Source organism: Kitasatospora sp. NPDC048722, assembly GCF_040650235.1.
Lineage (GTDB): Bacteria > Actinomycetota > Actinomycetes > Streptomycetales > Streptomycetaceae > Kitasatospora.
Genome location: NZ_JBEZGX010000084.1, coordinates 1 through 22,498, shown reverse-complemented (window position 1 = coordinate 22,498; position 22,498 = coordinate 1). Strand labels below are relative to the sequence as shown.

22 protein-coding genes are annotated in these 22,498 nt (G+C 73.8%); 15 read left to right on the top strand and 7 right to left on the bottom strand.

Features of this window, described 5'->3' with window-relative positions; translation table 11 throughout:
• Positions 1-306 precede the first annotated feature (306 nt).
• On the top strand, positions 307-1,665 hold the full coding sequence (locus AB0C76_RS37705) for a class I SAM-dependent RNA methyltransferase (RefSeq protein WP_359974435.1): 1,359 nt from the start codon (positions 307-309) through the stop codon (positions 1,663-1,665).
• A gap of 103 nt (positions 1,666-1,768) precedes the next feature.
• Here the strand turns inward: AB0C76_RS37705 and AB0C76_RS37700 are convergent, their stop codons facing one another.
• Positions 1,769-1,966, bottom strand: coding sequence for a hypothetical protein (locus tag AB0C76_RS37700; RefSeq protein ID WP_359974423.1), 198 nt, complete (start codon positions 1,964-1,966; stop codon positions 1,769-1,771).
• Positions 1,967-2,197: 231 nt separating this feature from the next.
• On the opposite strand from AB0C76_RS37700, the gene AB0C76_RS37695 reads away from it, so the two are divergent.
• Positions 2,198-2,434 (top strand): toxin-antitoxin system HicB family antitoxin, encoded by a 237-nt coding sequence (locus AB0C76_RS37695; protein WP_329931193.1) that lies wholly within the window; start codon positions 2,198-2,200, stop codon positions 2,432-2,434.
• On the top strand, positions 2,431-2,859 hold the full coding sequence (locus AB0C76_RS37690) for a fic family toxin-antitoxin system, toxin component (RefSeq protein ID WP_359974421.1): 429 nt from the start codon (positions 2,431-2,433) through the stop codon (positions 2,857-2,859). The genes AB0C76_RS37695 and AB0C76_RS37690 overlap by 4 nt, the downstream gene beginning before the upstream one ends.
• A gap of 36 nt (positions 2,860-2,895) precedes the next feature.
• Here the strand turns inward: AB0C76_RS37690 and AB0C76_RS37685 are convergent, their stop codons facing one another.
• Positions 2,896-3,780 carry a GNAT family N-acetyltransferase gene (locus tag AB0C76_RS37685; RefSeq protein WP_359974419.1) on the bottom strand — a complete coding sequence of 295 codons (885 nt, stop codon included), beginning with the start codon at positions 3,778-3,780 and terminating at the stop codon, positions 2,896-2,898.
• Positions 3,781-4,003: 223 nt separating this feature from the next.
• Here AB0C76_RS37685 and AB0C76_RS37680 point away from each other — a divergent pair, with 223 nt between their 5' ends.
• The 6 genes from AB0C76_RS37680 (at position 4,004) to AB0C76_RS37655 (ending at position 9,302) form a co-directional block, all read left to right on the top strand.
• Positions 4,004-4,870: an ATP-grasp domain-containing protein gene (locus AB0C76_RS37680; protein WP_359974417.1), complete on the top strand. Its 867-nt coding sequence runs from the start codon at positions 4,004-4,006 to the stop codon at positions 4,868-4,870.
• Complete coding sequence (locus tag AB0C76_RS37675) at positions 4,867-5,640, top strand: alpha-L-glutamate ligase (protein ID WP_359974415.1); 774 nt, start codon at positions 4,867-4,869, stop codon at positions 5,638-5,640. Before AB0C76_RS37680 ends, AB0C76_RS37675 begins: the two co-directional genes overlap by 4 nt.
• Before the next feature lie 72 nt (positions 5,641-5,712).
• Entirely contained in the window at positions 5,713-6,543 is an 831-nt protein-coding gene (locus AB0C76_RS37670; protein ID WP_359974413.1) for a putative RNA methyltransferase, read from the top strand.
• Between the two features lie 187 nt (positions 6,544-6,730).
• Positions 6,731-8,143 carry an ATP-binding protein gene (locus AB0C76_RS37665; RefSeq protein WP_359974411.1) on the top strand — a complete coding sequence of 471 codons (1,413 nt, stop codon included), beginning with the start codon at positions 6,731-6,733 and terminating at the stop codon, positions 8,141-8,143.
• Positions 8,140-8,532, top strand: a complete 393-nt coding sequence (locus tag AB0C76_RS37660) for a nucleotide pyrophosphohydrolase (protein WP_359974409.1) — start codon at positions 8,140-8,142, stop codon at positions 8,530-8,532. Before AB0C76_RS37665 ends, AB0C76_RS37660 begins: the two co-directional genes overlap by 4 nt.
• A gap of 164 nt (positions 8,533-8,696) precedes the next feature.
• Positions 8,697-9,302 carry a DUF6099 family protein gene (locus AB0C76_RS37655; RefSeq protein WP_359974408.1) on the top strand — a complete coding sequence of 202 codons (606 nt, stop codon included), beginning with the start codon at positions 8,697-8,699 and terminating at the stop codon, positions 9,300-9,302.
• On the opposite strand, the gene AB0C76_RS37650 is transcribed toward AB0C76_RS37655, so the two are convergent.
• Positions 9,245-9,475, bottom strand: coding sequence for a hypothetical protein (locus AB0C76_RS37650; protein ID WP_359974406.1), 231 nt, complete (start codon positions 9,473-9,475; stop codon positions 9,245-9,247). The genes AB0C76_RS37655 and AB0C76_RS37650 overlap by 58 nt on opposite strands.
• A gap of 628 nt (positions 9,476-10,103) precedes the next feature.
• Positions 10,104-11,093 carry a 2,3,4,5-tetrahydropyridine-2,6-dicarboxylate N-succinyltransferase gene (gene dapD / locus AB0C76_RS37645; RefSeq protein ID WP_359974404.1) on the bottom strand — a complete coding sequence of 330 codons (990 nt, stop codon included), beginning with the start codon at positions 11,091-11,093 and terminating at the stop codon, positions 10,104-10,106.
• Positions 11,094-11,234: 141 nt separating this feature from the next.
• Between dapD and AB0C76_RS37640 the strand changes: the two genes are divergently transcribed.
• The 3 genes from AB0C76_RS37640 to argF all read left to right on the top strand — a co-directional run bounded on the left by AB0C76_RS37640 (position 11,235) and on the right by argF (position 16,786).
• Positions 11,235-12,923: a 3' terminal RNA ribose 2'-O-methyltransferase Hen1 gene (locus AB0C76_RS37640; protein WP_359974402.1), complete on the top strand. Its 1,689-nt coding sequence runs from the start codon at positions 11,235-11,237 to the stop codon at positions 12,921-12,923.
• The gene (locus AB0C76_RS37635; RefSeq protein WP_359974400.1) at positions 12,920-15,610 is read left to right on the top strand and encodes a polynucleotide kinase-phosphatase; all 2,691 of its coding nucleotides are present in this window, start codon (positions 12,920-12,922) and stop codon (positions 15,608-15,610) included. The genes AB0C76_RS37640 and AB0C76_RS37635 overlap by 4 nt, the downstream gene beginning before the upstream one ends.
• A gap of 174 nt (positions 15,611-15,784) precedes the next feature.
• Positions 15,785-16,786: an ornithine carbamoyltransferase gene (gene argF / locus AB0C76_RS37630; protein WP_359974399.1), complete on the top strand. Its 1,002-nt coding sequence runs from the start codon at positions 15,785-15,787 to the stop codon at positions 16,784-16,786.
• 15 nt (positions 16,787-16,801) lie between these two features.
• Here argF and AB0C76_RS37625 read toward each other — a convergent pair whose 3' ends face one another.
• The 3 genes from AB0C76_RS37625 to AB0C76_RS37615 all read right to left on the bottom strand — a co-directional run bounded on the left by AB0C76_RS37625 (position 16,802) and on the right by AB0C76_RS37615 (position 18,308).
• A complete protein-coding gene (locus AB0C76_RS37625) occupies positions 16,802-17,335 on the bottom strand; it encodes a superoxide dismutase family protein (RefSeq protein ID WP_359974397.1) in 534 nt (177 codons plus the stop codon).
• Positions 17,336-17,420: 85 nt separating this feature from the next.
• The gene (locus AB0C76_RS37620) at positions 17,421-17,828 is read right to left on the bottom strand and encodes a type II toxin-antitoxin system VapC family toxin (protein WP_359974395.1); all 408 of its coding nucleotides are present in this window, start codon (positions 17,826-17,828) and stop codon (positions 17,421-17,423) included.
• Positions 17,829-17,930: 102 nt separating this feature from the next.
• Positions 17,931-18,308, bottom strand: coding sequence for a hypothetical protein (locus AB0C76_RS37615; RefSeq protein WP_359974393.1), 378 nt, complete (start codon positions 18,306-18,308; stop codon positions 17,931-17,933).
• Between the two features lie 13 nt (positions 18,309-18,321).
• Between AB0C76_RS37615 and AB0C76_RS37610 the strand changes: the two genes are divergently transcribed.
• The 3 genes from AB0C76_RS37610 to acnA all read left to right on the top strand — a co-directional run bounded on the left by AB0C76_RS37610 (position 18,322) and on the right by acnA (position 22,358).
• Positions 18,322-19,347: a hypothetical protein gene (locus tag AB0C76_RS37610; protein WP_359974391.1), complete on the top strand. Its 1,026-nt coding sequence runs from the start codon at positions 18,322-18,324 to the stop codon at positions 19,345-19,347.
• The gene (locus AB0C76_RS37605) at positions 19,344-19,490 is read left to right on the top strand and encodes a hypothetical protein (protein ID WP_359974389.1); all 147 of its coding nucleotides are present in this window, start codon (positions 19,344-19,346) and stop codon (positions 19,488-19,490) included. Before AB0C76_RS37610 ends, AB0C76_RS37605 begins: the two co-directional genes overlap by 4 nt.
• A 222-nt stretch (positions 19,491-19,712) precedes the next feature.
• Entirely contained in the window at positions 19,713-22,358 is a 2,646-nt protein-coding gene (gene acnA / locus AB0C76_RS37600; protein ID WP_359974387.1) for an aconitate hydratase AcnA, read from the top strand.
• Positions 22,359-22,498 lie beyond the last annotated feature (140 nt).

The following is a 22,498-nucleotide window of genomic DNA, read 5'->3' as shown; positions in this document are numbered from 1 at the left end:
ACCGACCGCGACGGTCTGACCGCGCGGACGGCGCCGCTCGCGCCGGGCGAGCGGGCCGAGGCGGCGGACTCCGGGACGGCGGCTGAGGCTGCGCGCAAGGGTGCGGCGTCGGGCAAGGGCGCCGGCGCTTCGGCGGCTCCGGTCAGGGGCGGCGCTGGGAGGACGGCTGCTGGGAAGGGTGCCGCCGCCTCCGGCAAGGGCGGCGCGGGTTCCCAGGGCAAGGGCGGCGCGGGTTCCCAGGGCAAGGGCGGCGCGTCCGGCAAGGGCGGGGCGCCGCGCAAGCAGGCCGTGCGCCCGCCGAAGGCGCTGCGCGCCCAGCAGCCGCGCTCGCAGCGGCCGGAGACGCCGTCGGGTGACCCGCTGGTCGGGCAGCGGTACGAGGTCGAGGTCGGCCCGGTCGCGCACGGCGGCGGGCACTGCGTGGCCCGGCACGAGGGCCGGGTCCTGTTCGTCCGGCACACGCTGCCGGGTGAGAAGGTGGTCGTGCAGGTCACCGAGGGCACCACGACGTCGCGGTTCCTGCGGGCCGACGCGGTGGAGGTCCTGGAGCCCGCCAAGGAGCGGATCGCCCCGCCGTGCCCGTTCGCCGGGCCCGGCAAGTGCGGCGGCTGCGACTGGCAGCACGTGACCCCGGGCGGGCAGCGCAAGCTCAAGGCGGCGGTGCTGACCGAGCAGCTGGCGAAGCTGGCCGGGCTCACCCCGGAGGAGGCGGGCTGGGACGGCAGCGTCGAGCCGGTCGGCGGCAAGCTCCCGGCCGGGCAGGTACCGGCCTGGCGCACCCGGGTGCAGTACGCGGTGGACGCGGACAGTGGAAAGGTCGGCCTGCGCAAGCACCGTTCGCACGAGATCCAGCCGGTCGACCACTGCCTGATCGCGGCGCAGGGCGTCACCGAGCTCGGCATCGAGGCCCGCGACTGGCCGGGCGTCGCCTCGGTCGAGGCCTTCGCCGCGACCGGTTCCTCGGACCGCCAGATCGTGCTCACCCCGCGGCCCGGCGCGCAGCTGCCGCTGGTCGAGCTGGACAAGCCGGTCTCGATCGCCCGCATCGACGACCAGGGCGGCGTGCACCGCGTGCACGGGCGCTCCTTCGTGCGCGAGCGGGCCGCCGGGCGCACCTGGCGGGTCAGCGACGGCGGCTTCTGGCAGATCCACCCGGAGGCGCCGGACACCCTCGTGGACGCCGTCCTGGACGGTCTGGACCCGCAGTGGGGTGAGAACGCGCTCGACCTGTACTGCGGCGTGGGCCTGTTCGCGGGCGCGCTGGCGGACCGGGTCGGCGAGGACGGCGCGGTGCTCGGCATCGAGTCGGCCAAGCAGGCGGTGGTCGACGCCCGGCACAACCTGGCCGCGCTGGACAACGTCCGGATCGAGTGCGACCGGGTCGAGACGCTGCTGCCGCGCACCGGCATCACCGCGACCGACCTGATCGTGCTCGACCCGCCGCGTTCGGGCGCCGGGCGCGAGACCGTCGCGCACCTGGCGGGCCTGGAGGCGCGCCGGATCGCGTACGTCGCCTGCGACCCGGCGGCGCTCGCCCGGGACCTCGGCTTCTTCCGCGAGGGCGGCTACCGGCCGGTCTCGCTGCGGGCCTTCGACCTGTTCCCGATGACGCACCACTTCGAGTGCGTGGCGATCCTGGAGCCGGTGGGCGGCGCGGCCGCGTGACGTAGCGGCGCGCACGTGCCGAGGAGGCGGTACCCGGGTGTTCCGGGTGCCGCCTCCTCGGTGTTCCCGCCCGCTCACTGCGGACCGCTCGGTCGGGGGGTGGTCAGGGCTCGTTGTGCTCTTCCTCGGCGGTGCTGTGCGGAAGGTCGATCCCGTGCTGGGCGGCGAGCCGGAGCAGCTCGGCGATCCGGCCCTCGTACGCCTGGACGCCGTCGGCGTCCCCTTCGGCCCGGGCCGTCGCGACGTCGCGGCGGGCCTGGGCGAGCTGCTCGCGCAGCTCCTGGTCGAACATGGCTGTCATTGCCGGCCTCCACACCGGTCGGTGCCGCTCCACGGAACGCTCAGGAGTGTTCAGAGTCTCGGAAGGTGCAGGACTCTTCAAGTCTCGTCCGTCGTGGCGGGGGTTGTCCGGCGGACGGTGGGTATGAGTCCGGGGCGCCTCCGGGGTTGTGCGGGGGCGTGCGGTGGGTGCGTGTGGGGGGCGGGATCCGCGCCCTTGTTGTGCTAGCACTTCAGCGCTAGCTTGAGGCCTATGGGTAAAAAGCAGCTGAACGTCAGGGTGGACGCCGCCACCGCGGAGATGGCCCGGGAGCGGGCGGAGCAGCAGGGGATCAGCATGAACCAGTACATCGAGCGCCTGGTCCAGCAGGACATGGGCGAATCCGGGCGGGCCTTCGTCGACGCCGCCGCGAAGTTCATGAAGGAGTACGAGACGGCCTTCCTGGCGGAGTCCGCGGAGCCGGGTGACCTCCAGGGCGTGCGCCGTTGAAACTTGAGGTCGACCTCTCGTGGCTGCTCATGACCGCGGAGCAGTACACGCCCGGTGACCCGCAGGTCACCGACTACGGATCGCTGCTCGCGGCGGTCTCCCGGCACCAGGCCGAGATCTTCGACATCGCCGTCTACCCCGAACCGCAGGACCGCGCCGCCGCCCTGATGCACCAGCTGATCCGGGTGCCGGCCCTGGAGAAGACCAACGAGCTGTTCGCCACCGCCGTCGCCTACGCCTACCTCGTCGCGAGCGGCTGCACGGTGGCGACCACCGCCCGCGAGGTGCGCAGCCTCGCCCGTGCCATCCGGGAGGGACGGCTCGGCGTGTCGGGCGTCGCGGAGCGGCTGTCCGCGTGGGTCGTGGACGAGGCGGAAGGGGAGGGTGTCACCGGGGCGGACGACGAGGACGGGGACGACGACTGACGGCCGCCCCCGTCCCTGTTCGTCCGGTGCGTTGCGTCAGCCGGCCGTTCCGTCGGGCGTCGCCGGTTCGGCGATCAGGGCCGTCGCGAACGGGCGGAAGCCGGCCCGGCGGTAGATCCGGGCGACGTCCTCGTCCGCGGCGGACAGGAACACCGTCCGCACGCCGTTCGCGCGGGCGTGGGAGACCAGCGCCGCCGTCACCGCGAGCCCCAGGCCGCGCCGGCGCGCCGCCGGAAGCGTGCCGACCCCGGCGACCTCCGTCACCCGGCCCACCGGGTTGTGCTGGCCCGCGCACAGCGGCGTGCCGTCCTCCAGCGCCGCGGCCAGCACGGTGGTGCCCGCCGTGATCCGCTCGGCGACCCGCCGCGCGGTGCCGTCGGCCGCCAACTCCTGCTCCGCCGACGCCAGTTCGACGGTCCCGAGGGCGCCGATGCCGGTGCCGGGATCGGCGAACGCCAGCCGCGGGACGGCCAGCGCGGCCGCCAACTCCGGTGCGTCCGCGGCCAGGACGCGCACCTCCACCCGCTCCGCCGCGGCGGGCGCGGCGCCCGGCTCGTCCGCCGGGCCCAGCACCAGCAGCGGGTGCTCGTGCACCGTCAGCCCGGCCTCCTCGACCGCGGCGCGCAGGCCCGGATCGTGCTCGGCGACCCACTCGAAGGCCTCCGGCACGCCCAACTCCCGCTGGCGGGACAGCACCCGGAGGACGTCGTCGGCGGTCGCGGCGGGCCCTTCGTGGCCCAGCGTCGGGCGGGCGTAGTACGGCCAGCCGGCGCCGTCGCGGACGAACAGGGTCAGCGGACCGAAGTCCTCGGCGCGCGCGGCGTTGCGCGGCACCGCGTCGTAGTAGCGCTCGATCTCGTCGAGGAGGCCCGGGTCCGGGGCGGCGGATGCAGGAGCGGATGCATGATCGGCAGAAGTCACGGCGGCATCCAAGCAGGACTCGCGGACCGCCCGCCACCGGTTTGACCGGCCGGGCACCGGACGGTCGTCCGGACACGCACCGGCCTTCCCGGGATTGTTGCCGAACGCTTACAGGCACGGCGATCTTGATCGCGCACCCCGTGGCATGCTGATGCCTTCACAGCTCTGCCGAGGGGGACGGCGGAAACTCCGGACTCGGTACGGCAAGGGGGAAGACAGGCCGATGAGGCTCTGCTTTCTGGTGGAGGAGCACTACCGGCACGACGGCATGCCGCTCGACGTCGCACGCCAACTCACCGCGTGGGGGCACCGGGTGGACGTGCTGCGCCCCGGTGACTCGCTGCTCGCGATCTCCGAGGCGGTGCGGGCCGGCACCCACGACGCATGGGTGCTCAAGACCGTCTCCGGCGGGCCCGGCCTCACCCTCCTCGACGCGGCCGCGGCCGTCGGGCTCACCACCGTCAACGACGTCCGCTCGATCCGCGGCGTGCGCGACAAGGCGCTCGCCTCCGTCATCGCCCGCACCCGCGGCCTGCCCGTGCCCGTCACGTACGCCGCCGCCCGGTGGGAACGGCTCGCCGAGATCCCCGCGGCCGAGTACCCGCTCGTCGTCAAGCCGGCCGACGGCAGCTCCGGACGCGCCGTACGGCTCGTCCGCACCCCCGACCACCTGCTCGCGCTCGGCCCCTCCCTCGCGGGGGAGGGGCTGCTGATCGCGCAGCCGTACGTGCCCAACTCCGGAGTGGACCTCAAGATCTACTGCGTCGACGGCGAGCTCCACGCCACCGAGCGCTGCTCACCGCTGCACCCCGGGCAGGGGGTGCGCGAGCGGCGGGTGCCGCTGACGGGCGAGGTCGCGCGGATCGCGGCGCAGGTGGGAGAGGTGTTCGGGCTCGACCTGTACGGCGTCGACGTGCTGCTCGGGCCGGACGGGCCGGTCGTCGTCGACGTCAACGACTTCCCGAGCTTCCGGCAGGTGCCGGACGCCGTCGCCCGGGTCGGACGGGCCGTGCTGCGGCTCGCGCGGGGCGGAACGGCCGTGTCGGTGCCGGCTCCGGCGCTGGTGACGGCGGGCGGGGGCACGCTGTGAGGGTCGGGCTGATCACGGCGGACCCGGGGCACCCGGTGCTGGCGGCCACGGCGGCGGTGCTGCGCGGGCGGGGGCACCGGGTGGAGGTCGTCGGGCCGGGGGAGGCATGGGTCGGTGACGTCTGCCTGCTGAAGGCCCGAACGGATCAAGCGCTCGCGCTCGCCCGGGAGTTGGAGTCGCGCGGTGTGCCGGTGGTCAACTCGGCCGCGGCGACCGAGCTTTGTCAGGACCGGGTGCGGATGGCCGAACTCGCGCTGGCGGCAGGGCTGCCCTTCGCCGAGACGCGCTCCGCCGGGACGCCAGGCCAACTCGTCGATTTCTCCTACCCGTTCGTCGTCAAGAGCCGGCACAGCCGGCGCGGTGACCTCGTCGCCCGGGTCGACGACGCCGCCCGGCTGTGCGAACTCGCCGAGCGCTGGCCGGACGAGGCCGTCGTCACCCAGCCCTTCCTCGACGGCACCGGCTGGGACCAGAAACTGTGGGTCGTCGACGGCCGGGTCTTCGCCGCCCGGCGGCGCTCCGAACTCGCCCCGCCCGCCGTCGGCGCCGGGCCCGCCGTGGAGTGGGAACCGCCGGCCGACCGGGCCGCCCTCGCGCTGCGCGTCGGCGAGGCGTTCGGCCTCGACGTGTACGGCGTCGACCTGCTCGACGGGCCCGCCGAGCCCGTCGTCGTCGACGTCAACGCCTTCCCCGGCATCCGCGGCCGCGCGGGCGCCCCCGAGGCGCTGGCCGACCTCGCCCTGCGCGTCGCGGCCGGCCGCGGTCGTTAGGCTGGCACCCCCGAGCACCTCGGGGAACGCCCGGGACGGCCCTCGGGGCGCACGGCGAGAGAAGACGGAACGTTGCTGCAGGACATCGAGCCCTACCTGGCCTGCCCGCACTGCGCGCAGCCCCTCGCCCGGCACGAGCGCAGCCTGCGCTGCCCCGCCGGGCACAGCTACGACCTCGCCAAGCAGGGCTACGTCAGCCTCCTCGCCGGTGACGCCCACACCGGCACCGGCGACACCGCCGACATGGTCGCCGCCCGGGCCGACTTCCTCGCCGCCGGCCACTACGGCCCCATCGCCGACGCCCTCGCCGAAGCCGCCGCGTCCGCCGACCCCGAGGGCCTCGTCGCCGACCTCGGCGCCGGCACCGGGCACTACCTCGCCCACGTCCTCGACGCCCTGCCCGGCCGGCCGGGCGCCGCGCTCGACATCTCCAAGTACGCGCTGCGCCGCGCCGCCAAGGCCCACCCCCGGATCGGCGCGGTCGTCTGCGACGCCTGGCGCCCGCTGCCGCTGCTCGACGGGTCCGCCGGGCTGGTGCTCAACGTGTTCGCGCCGCGCAACGGGCCGGAGATCCGCCGCGTGCTGCGCCCCGGCGGCACCCTGCTGCTGGTCTCGCCGACCCCGCGGCACCTGCGCGAACTCGTCGCCGCGCTCGGGCTGCTGTCGGTCGACGAGGAGAAGCAGCGGCGGATCGACGAGAAGCTCGGTCCGTACCTGACGCCCGAGGGGCGGCGGGAGGTCGAGTTCACGCTGCGGCTCGGGCCGCAGGACGTGCGCACGGTGGTCGGGATGGGGCCCAGCGCCTGGCACACCGACCCGGAGCGCCTGGCCGCGGCGCTCGCCGGGCTGCCGGAGCCGGTCGAGGTGACGGCGTCGGTGACGGTCGCGGTGTACCGGCGTTGAGGACGGGCGTGGTGCACCGGCGTTGAGGACGGGCGTGGTGCACCGGCGCTGAGGGCTCTCCTGCGCGCCCTCGTTGTGCGCACCCTGTGCGCCTCCCATGCCCGGGCCGTGCGCGCGGCTCCCCGATGGGATGAATCTGCCGCGCAGGCACGTTTCTGCCGCCTGACCCGCAGTTAGGGTCCGACGGGTGAACCGCGACGCCACCCGCACCGCCTCGCCGTCCCACCCCCGACCGGACGCCCCGGCGCCCGACCGGCCGCCCGTACCGCGCCCCACCGTCGAGGAGCTCCGGCTCACCTCCTTCAAGTCCTACCGGCGCGCCGCACTGCCGCTCGCACCGCTCACCGTCCTGCACGGACCGGCCGGCGTCGGCAAGTCCAACGCGCTCGACGCGCTCGCCGTCCTGTCCCGCATCGCCCTCGGCGAAGAGATCGCGGACTCCCTCGACGGCATCCCCGGCGCCTCCGGCCAGCTCGCCACGCCCGTCCGCGGGGGCCTGGCCGGATGCGTCCCGCACGGGCGCGACGCGATCATCCTCGGCTGCACCGTCCGCTCCCCGGCGGGCCGCATCCGGCTCGACGTCGTCATCCGCACCGACGGACCCGTCCGGATCGCCCGCGAATCGCTCAGCCTCGACGGGCGCACCCTCGTCGAGACCGGCGAACAGGACCTGCGCGGCCGGCGCGTCAACGTCTGCTGGCACAACGACACCCGCCAGGGCGACATCCGGGCGCCCTTCCCCAGCGGAACCATGATCACCGCCCAGCTGCCGCTGCGGGTCGCCGGCTCCTCGCCCGGCGAACGCACCGTCCTCGCCGCCACCGAGCACGCGCTCACCGCCCTGCGCGAGGTCTTCCCCGTCCACCCCGTGCCGGCCCTCATGCGCGGCTGGGGCCGCCCCGACCCGCAGGCCCGCCTGACCAGCAACGCCGCCAACATCTCCGCCGTCATCGCCCGGCTCGCCGGCGAGTGCCCGCGCCGCTACGGCCAGCTCCTCCGGGTCGTCCAGTCCGCCGCGCCGCACCCGCTGCTCGGCCTCGACCTCGCCCACCGCGGAACCGGCGCCGACCGGGGCGTCCTCGCCGTCTTCGACGAGGGTCTCCTCGGACGCACCGGGGCCGACCAGGCCTCCGACGGGATGCTGCGTCACCTCGCGTTCGCCGCCGTGCTGCTCACCGGCGCCGGGGTGCTCGACCTGGACGTGGCCGCCGAGGTGCCGTGGGCGCACCGGCAGCTCACGGTGCTCGCGGGGGACCTGGGGGCCGGACTGTCCACCGAGCAGACGGCCTCGCTGCTGCGGCTGGCGCGGGAGATGTCGGGGCGCAACCAGTTGCGGGTGCTGGCCGCGCTGCAGGAGCCGGCGGCGGCCCGGGTGGCGCTGGCCGGGGGGTCCGCGGGCGGGGTCACGCTGGTCGAGTGCCGTCGTGACCCGGCCGCGGGGCACACCGTGCTGCGGCCCGAGACGGCACGGGTGCCGGCCCAGTGCGGGCGCGGGGAGGGGGAGGTGGCTGCTCCTGCGGCTGCTGCCACCGTTGACGGTGCTGACGGTGCCGGTGGCGGGGCGGGGGCGGGCGGGGATGCGGTAGACCTGGACGCGTGAACGAACGACCTGAGGAATCCGGTGCCCGCTCTGCGGCACCGACGTTGGAGAGCCTGCGGCAGCGGCTGCTGGAGTTCGCGGCGGCGCGGAAGTGGGAGCCCTTCCACACGCCGAAGAACCTGGCGGCGGCGCTGATCGTGGAGGCGGGCGAGCTGCTGGAGATCTTCCAGTGGCTGACGCCGGAGCAGGCCGCCGCGGTGATGTCCGACCCGCAGCGCGCCCACCGGGTGCGGGACGAGGTGGCCGACGTCCTCGCGTACCTGGTGCAGTTCTGCACGGCGGTGGGGGTGGACCCGCTGGAGGCGCTCGCAGCCAAGATCGAGCGGAACGAGGAGCGCTTCCCGGTGCCGGGTTCGGCCGCCTACGTCAAGCCCGAGGTGCGCGAATAGTCCCGGCGAGGGACAGGAGTTGTCCACAACCCCGGGGTTTTCCACAGCTTTGAAAAGCCTCGATGCGCACCTTCCCCTCTCGGCGCACGCTTTCGCCGTGACCACGCACCGCCCCGTCGGCGGCCGCGGTCGGACGGCGAAAGCGAGCGGAAGGGAAGGCGGCCATGGAGGCGCTGCGACTGATCAAGACGGCCCGGCACGCGCTGGTCGAGGCCAGGCACGTACCCGACGTGCTGGCGGAGGCGCGGCGGGCGGCGCTGCTCACCGAAGCGGTGGGGGCCCGACTGGCCGAGCTGGACGAGGAGGAACTGGCCGGACTCGGCAGACAGCTCTCCGAGGCGGGCACGGTCGCCTCGGGCTGCCTGGACCGGTCCGTGGTCAGGGCGGCCGTGCTGAGCGGCGGACGGTCCGGTCGGCTCGGCGAACTCGGCGACCTGGAAGAGACGTTGGGGGCACTCGACGGGCTGCTGCGGGAGCTCGGCGAGACGCTGGTGGTGCTGGCCTGCGGGGCCGAGACGGAGAACGTGTACTGGACGTGCATCGACACCGTCGACGCGGTGGCGGAGTGCAAGGACCTCGTGGTGCGGCTCCGCCAGGCGGCGGGGCGGTCCCTCGCAGCGGCGGAGGCCGAGCCGGCCGGCCGGGGCGCGCCCTTACTGGTGGTCCGGCTCGGCCCGCCGGGTGAGGGCGGGCCGACGGACGGAACGCCGGACTACCGGGTGCCCGGCGCGGCGACCGGTGCCCCGGAGGTGTCGGTGCCGGTGGGGTAGCCGACCGTACCGGCGTCGCGGACGCCGGAGGACTGGAGTTCGGCGAGGTCCGCAGTCACGGAGGCGAGCAGTTCCTGCATCTGCTCCAGCAGGCTCTTTGGAGTGGCGACCGGCTCCGCCGGGGCGGTCGGGAACTGCGGCGCGGCGGATGTCTCGGACCAGGGTTCGGACATGACGGGACCTCTTCGGATCGGTAGTGCGACGTGAAGCGGCCGACGGTGGCTCGGCCCGCGCGGCGGGGGTGGCTGCTGTCTTGCCACCGGGGCGCACGCTCCCGCCGCAGCGTCCAACGACCCGCGCCGCCACCGGGTCACCGCACACCACCCGATGCGGTCCATGTACGCGGGGAGGTCAGCCTCCCGAGTGAAACGAGGGTTGCCGCCTCAGGGAGCCCTGGGCTAGGAGGAGGGCGGGCAAGGGAGGAAAGGGCAGTGGGTGCGGACCGAGGCGGCGCGTGCCGACCTACGGAGGCGCGCGGTGGCTGCTCGGCGCGGGTGCACCGGCGCCGAGCAGCCAGGGGCCAAGGGCCAGGGATTCAGGGGCCGAGGGCCGAGGGCCAAGGCGAAGAGCAAGCCCTCTGAGGCATGGGCGTGGGCAGGCGGAGGGCGGGAGGGCGGGAGGGGTGGGGGAGGGGCCCAGAGAAGAGATCGAAGACCAAGAATCGGGCCCGGGCGCCCCGACTACGCGGCGCCCGGGCCCGGAAGAACGCCATCCCCGAAGCCTGGAAACAGGACAGCACAGCACAGCACAGTGCCCCGGCGCCGGAAGTCGGCGCCGGGGCACTGAGGGGAGCCGGGTGGCTCAGTTGTGGGCGTGGAGGTCGGCGTTGAGGCCGCCCCAGGAGCCGGAGCGGGCGATGACCTCGACGGCGCCGCTCTGGGAGTTGCGGCGGAACAGGAGGTTGTCCTGGCCGGACAGCTCGACGGCCTTGGCGATCTTGCCGTCGGGCGTGGTGACCCGGGTCCCGGCGGTGACGTAGAGGCCGGCCTCGACGACGCAGTCGCTGCCCAGCGAGATGCCGATGCCGGCGTTGGCGCCGAGCAGGCAACGCTCGCCGACCGAGACGACCTGCTTGCCACCGCCGGACAGGGTGCCCATGATCGAGGCGCCGCCGCCGATGTCGCTGTGGTCGCCCACGACGACGCCCGCGCTGATCCGGCCCTCGACCATGGAGGTGCCGAGGGTGCCGGCGTTGAAGTTGACGAAGCCCTCGTGCATCACGGTGGTGCCCGCGGCGAGGTGCGCGCCGAGGCGCACGCGGTCGGCGTGGGCGATGCGCACGCCGGACGGGGCGACGTAGTCGGTCATCCGCGGGAACTTGTCGATCCCGTACACGGCGAGCTGGCCGCCCTGCGCGCGGACGGCGAGGCGGGCCGCCTCGACCCGGTCGACCGGGACGGGGCCGATGCTGGTCCAGGCGACGTTGGCGAGCAGGCCGAAGATGCCGTCCAGGTTCTGGCCGTGCGGCTGGACGAGGCGGTGGCTGAGCAGGTGCAGGCGCAGGTACACGTCGTGCGTGTCGAGCGGCTTCTCGTCCAGCGAGGCGATGGTGGTGCGCACGGCGACCACCTCGACGCCGCGCCGGGCGTCGGCGCGCAGCGCCTCGGCGGCGCCGGCGCCGAGCTCGGCCTCGGCCTGCTCGGCGGTGAGCCGGACGGTCCCGGCCGGGCCGGGCTCGGCGGTCAGGGCGGGGGCGGGGAACCAGGTGTCGAGGACGGTTCCGTCGGCGGCGATGGTGGCCAGACCGGCGGCGACGGCGCCCTTCGGGAGCGTGGTGGATTCAGCAGTCACACCGTGCACGTTAACCAATGCGGGGGCCGGGCGCCGAAAACGCCCACCGTCCGGACACGCCGGGCGCGTGGCGTCTCCGACCGGTCGTGGGCTGGGAAAACCTGGTGCTGAGGGGATCACCGCTCGACAATACTCGGGCAGGTGTTCATGTCGATTTCCACCACCGGCAGCGCCGAGAGCCCGGCAACGGATCTCGGGTTCCTGCTGCACAAGCATCCCGGCAAGGTCCAGCGGTTCACGACGTCGCACGGCGAGGCCCACGTCTTCTACCCCGAGGCGGGGGACGAGCTCTGCACGGCGGCGCTGCTGCTGGACGTCGATCCGATCGCGCTGGTCCGCAAGGGCCGTGGCAAGGGTCGCGGCGGCTCGCCCGACTTCGCGCTCGCCCAGTACGTCAACGACCGGCCCTATGCCGCGTCCTCGCTGCTCGCGGTGGCGCTGCGGACGGTGTTCCGGTCGGCGATGAAGGGCGAGTGCCAGGCCCGTCCGGAGCTGCCCGAGCTGGTGCGTCCGCTGCGCATCGCGCTACCCGCGGTGCCCGCGAACGGAGTGGGCGAGGGCGGTGGCCCGGCGATGGTGGCCCGGCTGTTCGAGCCGCTGGGCTGGCGGGTCGAGGCGGTGCCGGTCCCGCTGGACGAGGCGTTCCCGGAGTGGGGCGAGTCGAGGTACGTGCGGATCGAGCTGGCCGCGGAGTCCGTGCGCCTGTCCGACGCGCTCCAGCAGTTGTACGTGCTGCTGCCGGTGCTGGACGGTGCCAAGCACTACTGGGTGGCCCCGGACGAGGTGGACAAGCTGCTGGTCGCGGGGGAGGGCTGGCTGGCCGATCACCCCGAGCGGGCCCTGATCACCCGCCGCTACCTGTCGCGGCGCTGGTCGCTGACCAGGGCGGCGATGGAGCGCCTGGAGCTGGCCCGTCTCGCGGAGGCGGACGACCGCGAGGTCGAGGAGATCGACAACGCGGTCGCCGACGAGCCCGACGAGATCGCCCGGGAGATCCCGGGCACCCCGGCCGAGACCGCGCCCGCACCCGAGAACCCCGACAGCCCCGACAGCCACGAGAGCCCCGAGCACTCCGCGAGCTCCGAAGACCCGGCGACCCCCGGGAAGCAGCCGTCCCTAGCCGAGCAGCGCCGCGCCGCGATCCTGGCGGCCCTGCGCGAGACCGGTGCGACGAAGGTCGTCGACCTCGGCTGCGGCCAGGGCGAGCTGATCGGCGCGCTGCTGAAGGACGCCCGGTTCACCGGGATCCTCGGCGTGGACGTGTCCGTCCGGGCGCTGCGGGTGGCGGCCCGCAAGCTGCGCCTGGAGCGCCTGCCGGAGCGGCAGGCGGCCAGGGTGACGCTGGCGCAGGGCGCGCTGACGTACACGGACGCGCGGCTGAAGGGCTTCGACGCGGCGGTGCTGTGCGAGGTGATCGAGCACCTGGACCTGCCCCGGCTGCCCGCGCTGGAGTCCGCGGTGTTCGGCTCGGCCCGTCCGGGCGCGGTCGTCGTGACCACGCCGAACGCGGAGTACAACGTGCGCTGGGAGAGCCTGCCGGCGGGCGCCGTCCGGCACGCGGACCACCGCTTCGAGTGGTCGCGGGCCGAGTTCCGGGCCTGGGCGGAGCGGGTGGCCTCGGCGTACGGCTACACCGTCGAGCTGCGCCCGGTCGGTCCGGAGGATCCGGAGGTCGGCCCGCCGACCCAGCTGGCCCTCTTCCGCACCGCCACCACCGACACCACCACCGACACCACCACCGACACCACCACCGACACCACCACCGACACCACCACCGACACCACCACCGACACCACCACCCCGACGCCCGAAGGAGGCGAACCCCGATGACCGACGAAGCAACCCCGGCCTCCGACGAGGCGCGGACCCCCGAAGCACCGTCCGGCCCGGTCGCCCCCCGCCGCCTCCCCGTCACCGACGTCTCCCTCGTCGTCCTGATCGGCACCAGCGGCTCGGGCAAGTCCACCTTCGCCCGCCGCCACTTCCTGCCCACCCAGGTCGTCTCGTCCGACTTCTGCCGGGGCCTGGTCGCGGACGACGAGAACGACCAGTCGGCCTCCGCCGAGGCCTTCGACGTCCTGCACTACATCGTCGGCAAGCGCCTCGCCGCCGGCCGTCTCACGGTCGTGGACGCGACCAACGTCCAGCCCGAGGCGCGCCGGCAGCTGGTGAAGATCGCGCGCGACCACGACGTGCTGCCGATCGCGATCGTCCTGGACGTCCCGCCCGGCGTCTGCGCGGAGCGCAACCGCACCCGCCCGGACCGCCAGCTGCCGCCCCATGTCATCCCCCGCCAGAACCGCGAACTGCGGCGCTCCCTGCGGGGGTTGGAGCGCGAGGGCTTCCGCAAGGTGCACATCCTGCGCGGTGAGGCGGAGGTGGCGGCGGCCGGGATCGAGCTGGAGAAGCGCTACAACGACCTGCGCCACCTCACCGGCCCGTTCGACGTCGTCGGGGACATCCACGGCTGCCGCTCCGAGCTGGAGACCCTGCTGACCCGCCTCGGCTACGTCCTCACCCGGGACGCCGAGGGGCGCCCGGTGGACGCCGCGCACCCGGCCGGCCGCACCGCCGTCTTCGTCGGCGACCTGGTCGACCGCGGCCCGGACACCCCCGGCGTGCTGCGCCTGGTGATGGGCATGGTGGCGGCCGGCCACGCGCTGTGCGTGCCGGGCAACCACGAGAACAAGCTGGGCCGCGCGATGGACGGCAGGAAGGTCACCGTCTCGCACGGCCTCCAGGAGTCGCTGGACCAGCTGGCGGGCGAGAGCGAGGAGTTCAGGGCCGAGGTGCGCGCGTTCATGCGCGGCCTGGTCAGCCACTACCTGCTGGACGGCGGCGCGCTGGTGGTGTGCCACGCCGGTCTGCCGGAGAAGTACCACGGCCGGGCCTCCGGCCGGGTGCGCTCGCACGCGTTGTACGGGGAGACGACCGGGGAGACCGACGAGTACGGCCTGCCGGTGCGCTACCCGTGGGCGGAGGAGTACCGGGGCCGGGCACTGGTGGTCTACGGCCACACGCCGGTGCCGACGGCCGGCTTCGTCAACAACACCGTCTGCCTGGACACCGGCTGCGTGTTCGGCGGCAGCCTGACGGCGCTGCGCTACCCGGAGCGCGAGCTGGTGAGCGTGGCGGCCGAGCGCGAGTGGTACGCGCCGGTGCGTCCCGTGCTCACCGACGCGCCGGGCGCGCGGGAGGGCCGCCCGCTGGACCTCGCCGACGTGGCGGGCCGGCGGATCGTCGAGACCGGGCTGCACGGACGGGTCGCCGTCCGGGAGGAGAACGCGGCGGCGGCGCTGGAGGTGATGAGCCGCTTCGCGCTGGATCCGCGGCTGCTCGCCTACCTGCCGCCGACGATGGCCCCGACGGCCACCTCCCGCCGGGACGGCTTCCTGGAGCACCCCGACGAGGCGTTCGCCGCCTTCCGCGCGGACGGCGTCCGGCAGGTCGTGTGCGAGGAGAAGCACATGGGTTCGCGCGCCGTGGTGCTGGTGGCCCGGGACGACGCGGCGCTGGAGAAGCGCTTCGGCGTGGCCGGCCCCGGTGCGATCTGGACCAGGACGGGCCGCGCGTTCCTCAGCGACGACGCCTTGACGGCCGCGGTGCTGGGCCGGGTGCGGGCCGCCGCCGAGCGGGCCGGGCTGTTCGAGGAGCTGGGCACCGGCTGGCTGCTGTTCGACGCCGAGCTGATGCCGTGGTCGCTGAAGGCCGTCGAACTGCTGCGCCGCCAGTACGCGGCGGTGGGCGCGGCGGCGGGCGCCGCCCTGCCGGTGGTGCTGTCGGCGCTGGAGCGGGCGGCCGGGCGCGGCCTGGACGTCGGGGCGCTGACGGCCCGGCAGCGGCAGCGCGCCGCCGACGCGGAGGCGTTCACCGAGGCGTACCGGCGCTACTGCTGGCCGACCGAGGGGCTGTCCGGCGTCCGGCTCGCGCCGTTCCAGGTGCTGGCCGCCGAGGGGGCGAACCTCGCGGTGCGCCCGCACGACGAGCACCTCGCCTGGATCGACCGCCTGGTCGACGCGGACGCCGACGCGGGCGCCGACGCCGACGCCGACGCCGACGCGGGCGCGGCCACGCCCGCGGACGGTCCGGCCGCGCCGCTGCTGCACCGCACCGGCCGGCTCGTGGTGGACACCGCCGACGAGGCGTCCGTGGCCGCGGGCGTCGCGTGGTGGGAGGAGCTGACCGGGGCCGGCGGCGAGGGCATGGTGGTGAAGCCACTGGGCTCGCTGGTGCGCACGGAGCGCGCCGAGGGCCGTCCGGGCGGACTGGTCCAGCCCGGCGTCAAGGTGCGCGGCCGGGAGTACCTGCGCATCATCTACGGTCCGGACTACACGGAGCACCTGGACCGGCTGCGCGAGCGTGCCCTCGGCCACAAGCGCTCGCTGGCGCTGCGCGAGTACGCGCTGGGCCTGGAGGCGCTGGACCGGCTGGCGGCGGGCGAGCCGCTGTGGCGGGTGCACGAGGCGGTGTTCGCCGTCCTGGCCCTGGAGTCCGAACCGGTCGACCCGCGCCTGTAGGAGCGCCGTGCCGGGGTGAGAGCCAGGGTGAGAGCCGGGGTGAGAATCGAGGGGGAGCCCGACCGGGCTCCCCCTCGGCTGTTCCGCCCCGCCCATCCCCACTCTGCATATAAATTCCGGGCATCGTATACACTTGCCGCTTTCCCGTTCGTCCCGTCACCCCAGGAGCCCGGCATGGCCTTCAACCTCCGGAACAGGCACTTCCTCAAGGAGCTCGACTTCACTCCCCAGGAGTTCCGCTTCCTGGTGGACCTCGCGGCCCAACTCAAGGCGGCGAAGTACGCGGGTACGGAGCAGCCCCGGCTGCGCGGCAAGAACATCGCGCTGATCTTCGAGAAGACCTCCACCCGGACCCGCTGCGCCTTCGAGGTCGCCGCGCACGACCAGGGCGCGAGCACCACCTACCTGGACCCGTCCGGTTCGCAGATCGGCCACAAGGAGTCCATCAAGGACACCGCGCGGGTGCTGGGCCGGATGTTCGACGGCATCGAGTACCGCGGCCACGGCCAGGAGGTCGTCGAGGAGCTCGCCGCGCACGCGGGCGTGCCGGTCTGGAACGGTCTGACCGACGAGTGGCACCCGACCCAGATGCTGGCCGACGTGCTCACCATGACCGAGCACACCGCCAAGCCGCTCGCCGGCATCGCCTTCGCCTACCTCGGCGACGCCCGTTCCAACATGGGCAACTCGCTGCTGGTCACCGGCGCCCTGCTGGGCATGGACGTCCGGATCGTCGCGCCGCGCGCGGTCTGGCCGGCCGAGGACGTCCAGAAGACGGCGTACGCGCTCGCCGAGGGCACCGGCGCCCGGATCACCCTCACCGAGGTCGTGGCCGAGGGCGTGGCCGGCGCCGACTTCCTCTACACGGACGTCTGGGTCTCGATGGGCGAGCCCAAGGAGGTCTGGGCCGAGCGGATCGAGCTGCTCAGGCCGTACCAGGTGTCGATGGACACCGTCCGGGCCACCGGCAATCCGGACGTCAAGTTCCTCCACTGCCTGCCGGCCTTCCACGACCTCGGCACCGAGGTCGGGCGGCAGATGCACGAGGCCACCGGGATGACCGAGCTGGAGTGCACCGACGAGCTGTTCGAGTCGGCGCACTCCGTCGTGTTCGACCAGGCGGAGAACCGCCTGCACACCATCAAGGCGGTCCTGGTCGCCACCCTCGGGTCCTGAGGAGGGCCGGGCGGGCTACCGGTCCAGCTTGATGCAGCCCACTCGGTCGGCCGCCGCGTGCGGGCCGGCCGGGGTGCCCGCGTGCAGCACCAGCGAGCGGGCCTCGCCGGCCCGCGCCTGCCAGTCCACCGCGGCCGTGGCGGTGCCGTCGCCCCGGTCGTCCGTGCGCAGGACGAGCCGCAGCTCGTTGCGGTCGTTGGCGTAGGCCGGGTCGGTGGACGGCTGAACCGGGTCGACGACGTTCTGGTAGTGCGGCCCGGACGAGGCCGGTACGGTCCCGCAGGTGCCGGTGTGCAGGTGCACCGGGAACTCGTGTCCGGGCGCGAGTCCGGTGACGGTCAGGGTCAGCACCGTCCGCCCGGCCGTCGAGCGGTCGGTGACGACGGTGGCGTGCGAGCCGTACGGCACGAGGTCGTCGGCGTAGCTGATGGCGGCGGGCGGGACGAAGGCCGAGGCCGGGTCGAAGTCGGCCTCGATGACGGACACCGGTGCGACGGCGGGTGCGAGCAGCGCGAGCGGCAGCAGGGCTGAGGCGAACGGGAGGGGCATCGGCGGGCCTTCCACGGGCGGGGTGACGGTCGCCGTGCTCAACGCCGCCGGGCCGCCCGGGACACCCCCGACCGGGGCACCCGGGCTACTCCGGTGTGCGCCGGATGCCGCGGATCTCGCAGCGCGGCCCGCTGGCCCGCATGAGCCGCAGGTCCGCGGTGATCAGCGGTGCCCCGTACCGCTCGGCGACGGCGACGTACGCGGCGTCGTCCGGGGTGAGGTTGTCCTTGAGCTCCCAGATCCGGCCGAGCAGCGGCGCCACCTCGACCTTGCGGATCGCCACCGCGGCCAGCTCGCCGGTGAGTTCGGCGACCCGTGCGGCGGTGAGCTCCTTGGCCAGGTAGAGGCCGCGCAGCGACTGCATCACCTCGACGATGACGTGCTCGGGTGCCAACCACTCGCCGTCGGCCGCCAGTTCGGCCCGGGCCGCGGCACCGCGCGGCCCCTCGTCGGCCAGCGCGAGCACCAGCGCGGACGCGTCCACCACGATCATCAGCCGACTCCTGCCCGTCCCCGGCGTTCCCGCACGTCACCGACTCCCGGCCACCGTACCGGCCCGGCCCCCACTCGGCGGAACCGGGCCGCGGGACCGCGGTCAGCCGCCGAGGAACGGTGCGGCGAGCAGCCCCGCGAGCATGGAGGTGGCGTTGGCCGTGCCGGAGGCGATCCAGGGGAGCGGGTTGCGCGGGCTCAGGCCGGTGAGCGGGCGGAGGAGGAGGGCCTCGACGGCGCAGACCGCCGCCTCGCTGAGGCCGAAGGCCGTCCAGTACGCTGCGGCGGGCCCGCCGGTCCAGTGCCGGAGGGTCCACCAGAGCACGGGGTGCGTCGCCAGGTTGACCAGCACGGCGGCGGCCGCGGCCCGGCCCGGGCGGATGGACCCGGCGAGGGTCAGGGCGGCGGAGTAGACGGGTGTCTCGGTCAGCAGGGTGAGGGCCAGGGCCACCGGATAGCGCACGGCAGGGGATCGTGCCATGGGGAGGGGGAGCGTGGCGATCACGGGTGCGGAGGCGGCCCGCGGCGGGGCCTGGCCGGAGGCCGGGCCGGGGCTGCGGCTGGGCGCGGCGCCGCAGGCGGGTTTCGTGGTGGCCGGCGCGCTGGCGCTGGTGCTGGCGCTGCGGGCGCCGACCGGGCTGGCGGTGCTGGGGCTGGCGGCCTTCGGGCTGCTCCACAACGTGCTGGAACTGCGGTACGTGGCGGGCCGTTTCGCGGTGGTGCTGGCGGGTCCGCTGCTGCGGCTGCTGCTCGTCCTCGTCACCGGCATCGTCGTGTGCCGGCTGCTGCCGCCGTCCGTCTACGCCCGGTCGGCGGAGATCGTGCTGGCGTACGGGCTGCTGGTGGCGGCGAGTCGGTACGGGCTGCGCTCGCGTCCGGTGCTGCTGGCGGGTGCCGTGGCGGTGCTGGCGGTCGCCGCTGCCGGGTCGCTGTCGTTCCCGGCGTACCACTTCGTGGTGCTGGCGCACCTGCACAACGTGGTGCCGCTGCTGTTCCTGTGGGAGTGGTCACGGCGGCTGGCGCGGGGGCGTGCGCTGTTCCTGGCGCTGCAGTTCACGTGGGTGCTGCTGGTGCCGGCCCTGCTGTTGAGCGGGCTGCTGGACGGCCCGCTGGCGGGCGCCACGGGCACGGCGGGCGGCTGGACGGCCCGCCTGGAGAGCTCCTACACGCCGCCCGCGTGGCTCGCCTCGCACGTCGGCCTGCGCTTCCTGGCGGTGTTCGCGTTCCTGCAGACGATGCACTACGTGGTGTGGGTGTGGTTCCTGCCGCGGTACGCGCCGGAGGCTGCCGAGGGTTTCGAGGCCCGGGTGCCGGCGCTGCGCGGTGCGCGTGCGTGGGCGCTGGGGGCGGCGGCGGGCGGGGTGCTGGCGGTGCTGTTCGCGGCCGACTACGCGCAGGGCCGCGCGCTGTACGCGGCGGTGGCGAGCTACCACGCCTACCTGGAGTTCCCGGTGCTGCTGATGCTGGTCCTGGGGGCCGCCCACGAGGGTGCCTCCGTGCGAATCGAGGAGAAGACATGACGAGGATGCTGGCCGACGTCGCCCCGGCGCCGGTGGTCGGAGGTGGGCTGCTGCTGGTCCTGCTGCTGCTCGGCGGGGTGGTGGCGGGAGCGGTGTGGCTGATCCGGCTGGAGCGCAGGCGGCGCGGCCCGGACGGCCGCTGAACCCGGCGGATCCCGACCCGGGCATGCCTGCGGTGGTGAACGCGGCGGCATGCACTATGGTTTATCTCGACATCGAGATAACTGCCCCTTACCATATATCTCGACATCAAGATACTTGCCGAGAGGCGCTCGCCGGCGATGGCGGCAAGGTCATCCTAAGTAAGGCTGACCTTACCACCGTGGTGGCCGGATATCGCGTGAAGCACCCAGAAGGAGTCAGTCGTGTCCGCGAACAGCTTCGACGCCCGCAGCTCGCTGCAGGTGGGCGACGAGTCGTACGAGATCTTCAAGCTCTCCGCCGTCGAGGGTTCCGAGCGGCTGCCCTACAGCCTCAAGGTGCTGCTGGAGAACCTGCTGCGCACCGAGGACGGCGCGAACATCACCGCCGCCCACATCAGCGCGCTCGGCAACTGGGACGCCACCGCCCAGCCGAGCCAGGAGATCCAGTTCACCCCGGCCCGCGTGATCATGCAGGACTTCACCGGTGTGCCGTGCGTGGTCGACCTCGCCACCATGCGCGAGGCCGTCAAGGAGCTGGGCGGCGACCCGGCCAAGATCAACCCGCTGGCGCCGGCCGAGCTGGTCATCGACCACTCGGTCATCGCCGACAAGTTCGGCACCCCGGACGCCTTCGTCCAGAACGTCGAGATCGAGTACGGCCGCAACAAGGAGCGCTACCAGTTCCTGCGCTGGGGCCAGACCGCGTTCGACGAGTTCAAGGTCGTCCCGCCGGGCACCGGCATCGTCCACCAGGTGAACATCGAGCACCTGGCCCGCACGGTCATGGTCCGCAACGGCCAGGCCTACCCGGACACCTGCGTCGGCACCGACTCGCACACCACCATGGTCAACGGCCTGGGCGTGCTGGGCTGGGGCGTCGGCGGCATCGAGGCCGAGGCCGCCATGCTGGGCCAGCCGGTCTCCATGCTGATCCCGCGCGTCGTCGGCTTCAAGCTGACCGGCCAGCTGCCGGCCGGCACCACCGCCACCGACCTGGTCCTCACCATCACCGAGATGCTGCGCAAGCACGGTGTGGTCGGCAAGTTCGTCGAGTTCTACGGCGACGGCATCGGCGCCATCCCGCTGGCCAACCGCGCCACCATCGGCAACATGTCGCCGGAGTTCGGCTCCACCTGCGCGATCTTCCCGATCGACGCGGAGACCATCAGCTACCTGAAGCTCACCGGCCGCGACGAGCAGCAGCTCGCCCTGGTCGAGGCGTACGCCAAGGAGCAGGGCCTCTGGCACGACCCGTCGGTCGAGCCGGTCTACTCCGAGTACCTGGAGCTGGACGTCTCCACCGTCGTCCCGTCGATCTCCGGCCCGAAGCGCCCGCAGGACCGCGTGATCCTGGCCGAGGCCGCCGAGAAGTTCGCCGAGGCGCTGCCGGCCTACTCGGCCGAGGCCTCCAAGCCGACCACCGTCACCGCCCCCGACGGCTCGAAGTACGAGATCGACAACGGCGCGGTCGTGATCGCCTCGATCACCTCCTGCACCAACACCTCCAACCCCTCCGTCATGCTGGGCGCCGCCCTGCTGGCGAAGAAGGCCGTGGAGAAGGGCCTGACGGTCAAGCCCTGGGTCAAGACCACCCTGGCGCCCGGCTCCAAGGTCGTCATGGACTACTACGAGAAGGCCGGCCTGCTCCCGTACATGGAGAAGCTGGGCTTCAACCTGGTCGGCTACGGCTGCGTCACCTGCATCGGCAACTCGGGCCCGCTGCCCGAGGAGGTCTCGGCCGCCGTCAACGAGGCCGACCTCGCCGTCGTCTCGGTGCTCTCCGGCAACCGCAACTTCGAGGGCCGGATCAACCCCGACGTCAAGATGAACTACCTGGCCTCCCCGCCGCTGGTGGTCGCCTACGCCCTCGCCGGCAACATGAACGTCGACATCACCAAGGACGCCCTGGGCCAGGACGCCGACGGCAACGACGTCTTCCTGACCGACATCTGGCCGACCGAGCAGGAGGTCGCCGAGGTCGTCGCCGGCTCCATCGACCAGGACATGTTCGACAAGGGCTACCAGGACGTCTTCGCCGGCGACCACCGCTGGCAGTCGCTCCCGGTCCCGACCGGCAACACCTTCGAGTGGGACGCCGAGTCCACCTACGTCCGCAAGCCCCCGTACTTCGAGGGCATGGCCAAGACCCCGAGCCCGGTGACCGACATCGCCGGCGCCCGCGTCCTGGCCAAGCTGGGCGACTCGGTCACCACCGACCACATCTCCCCGGCCGGCAACATCAAGCCGGGCACCCCGGCGGCGCAGTACCTGACCGCCAACGGCGTCGAGAAGCGCGACTTCAACAGCTACGGCTCGCGCCGCGGCAACCACGAGGTCATGATCCGCGGCACCTTCGCCAACATCCGCCTGCGCAACCAGATCGCGCCGGGCACCGAGGGCGGCTACACCCGCGACTTCACCCAGGCCGACGGCCCGGTGTCGTTCATCTACGACGCCTCGCAGAACTACCAGGCCGCCGGCACCCCGCTGGTCGTCCTGGCCGGCAAGGAGTACGGCTCCGGCTCGTCCCGCGACTGGGCCGCCAAGGGCACCGCGCTCCTGGGCGTCAAGGCCGTCATCGCCGAGTCGTACGAGCGCATCCACCGCTCGAACCTGATCGGCATGGGCGTCCTGCCGCTGCAGTTCCCGGAGGGCCAGAACGCCGACTCCCTCGGCCTGACCGGCGAGGAGACCTTCTCCATCACCGGCGTGACCGAGCTCAACGAGGGCACCACCCCGGCGACCGTCAAGGTCGTCGCAGGTGACAAGGAGTTCGACGCGGTCGTTCGCATCGACACCCCCGGTGAGGCGGACTACTACCGCAACGGCGGCATCCTGCAGTACGTGCTGCGCTCGCTGATCGGCTGAGCACACCCGTAGCGCCGAAACGGCCGGGCCGCATCCCCTCGGGGGCGCCATCACCGGCCGCATCAAGGACATGGTCATCCGCGGCGGCGAGAACCTCTACCCGCGCGAGATCGAGGAGTTCCTCTACACCCACCCCGACG

Bases quoted from the DNA above. Each gene is read 5' to 3' on its own strand.
- AB0C76_RS37700 (WP_359974423.1), bottom strand. From the start codon at position 1,966: ATGACAGCCATGTTCGACCAGGAGCTGCGCGAGCAGCTCGCCCAGGCC.
- AB0C76_RS37695 (WP_329931193.1), top strand. From the start codon at position 2,198: ATGGGTAAAAAGCAGCTGAACGTCAGGGTGGACGCCGCCACCGCGGAG.
- AB0C76_RS37680 (WP_359974417.1), top strand. From the start codon at position 4,004: ATGAGGCTCTGCTTTCTGGTGGAGGAGCACTACCGGCACGACGGCATG.
- AB0C76_RS37655 (WP_359974408.1), top strand. From the start codon at position 8,697: ATGGAGGCGCTGCGACTGATCAAGACGGCCCGGCACGCGCTGGTCGAG.
- AB0C76_RS37650 (WP_359974406.1), bottom strand. From the start codon at position 9,475: ATGTCCGAACCCTGGTCCGAGACATCCGCCGCGCCGCAGTTCCCGACC.
- AB0C76_RS37635 (WP_359974400.1), top strand. From the start codon at position 12,920: ATGACCGACGAAGCAACCCCGGCCTCCGACGAGGCGCGGACCCCCGAA.
- argF (WP_359974399.1), top strand. From the start codon at position 15,785: ATGGCCTTCAACCTCCGGAACAGGCACTTCCTCAAGGAGCTCGACTTC.
- AB0C76_RS37625 (WP_359974397.1), bottom strand. From the start codon at position 17,335: ATGCCCCTCCCGTTCGCCTCAGCCCTGCTGCCGCTCGCGCTGCTCGCA.
- AB0C76_RS37620 (WP_359974395.1), bottom strand. From the start codon at position 17,828: ATGATCGTGGTGGACGCGTCCGCGCTGGTGCTCGCGCTGGCCGACGAG.
- AB0C76_RS37615 (WP_359974393.1), bottom strand. From the start codon at position 18,308: ATGGCACGATCCCCTGCCGTGCGCTATCCGGTGGCCCTGGCCCTCACC.
- AB0C76_RS37605 (WP_359974389.1), top strand. From the start codon at position 19,344: ATGACGAGGATGCTGGCCGACGTCGCCCCGGCGCCGGTGGTCGGAGGT.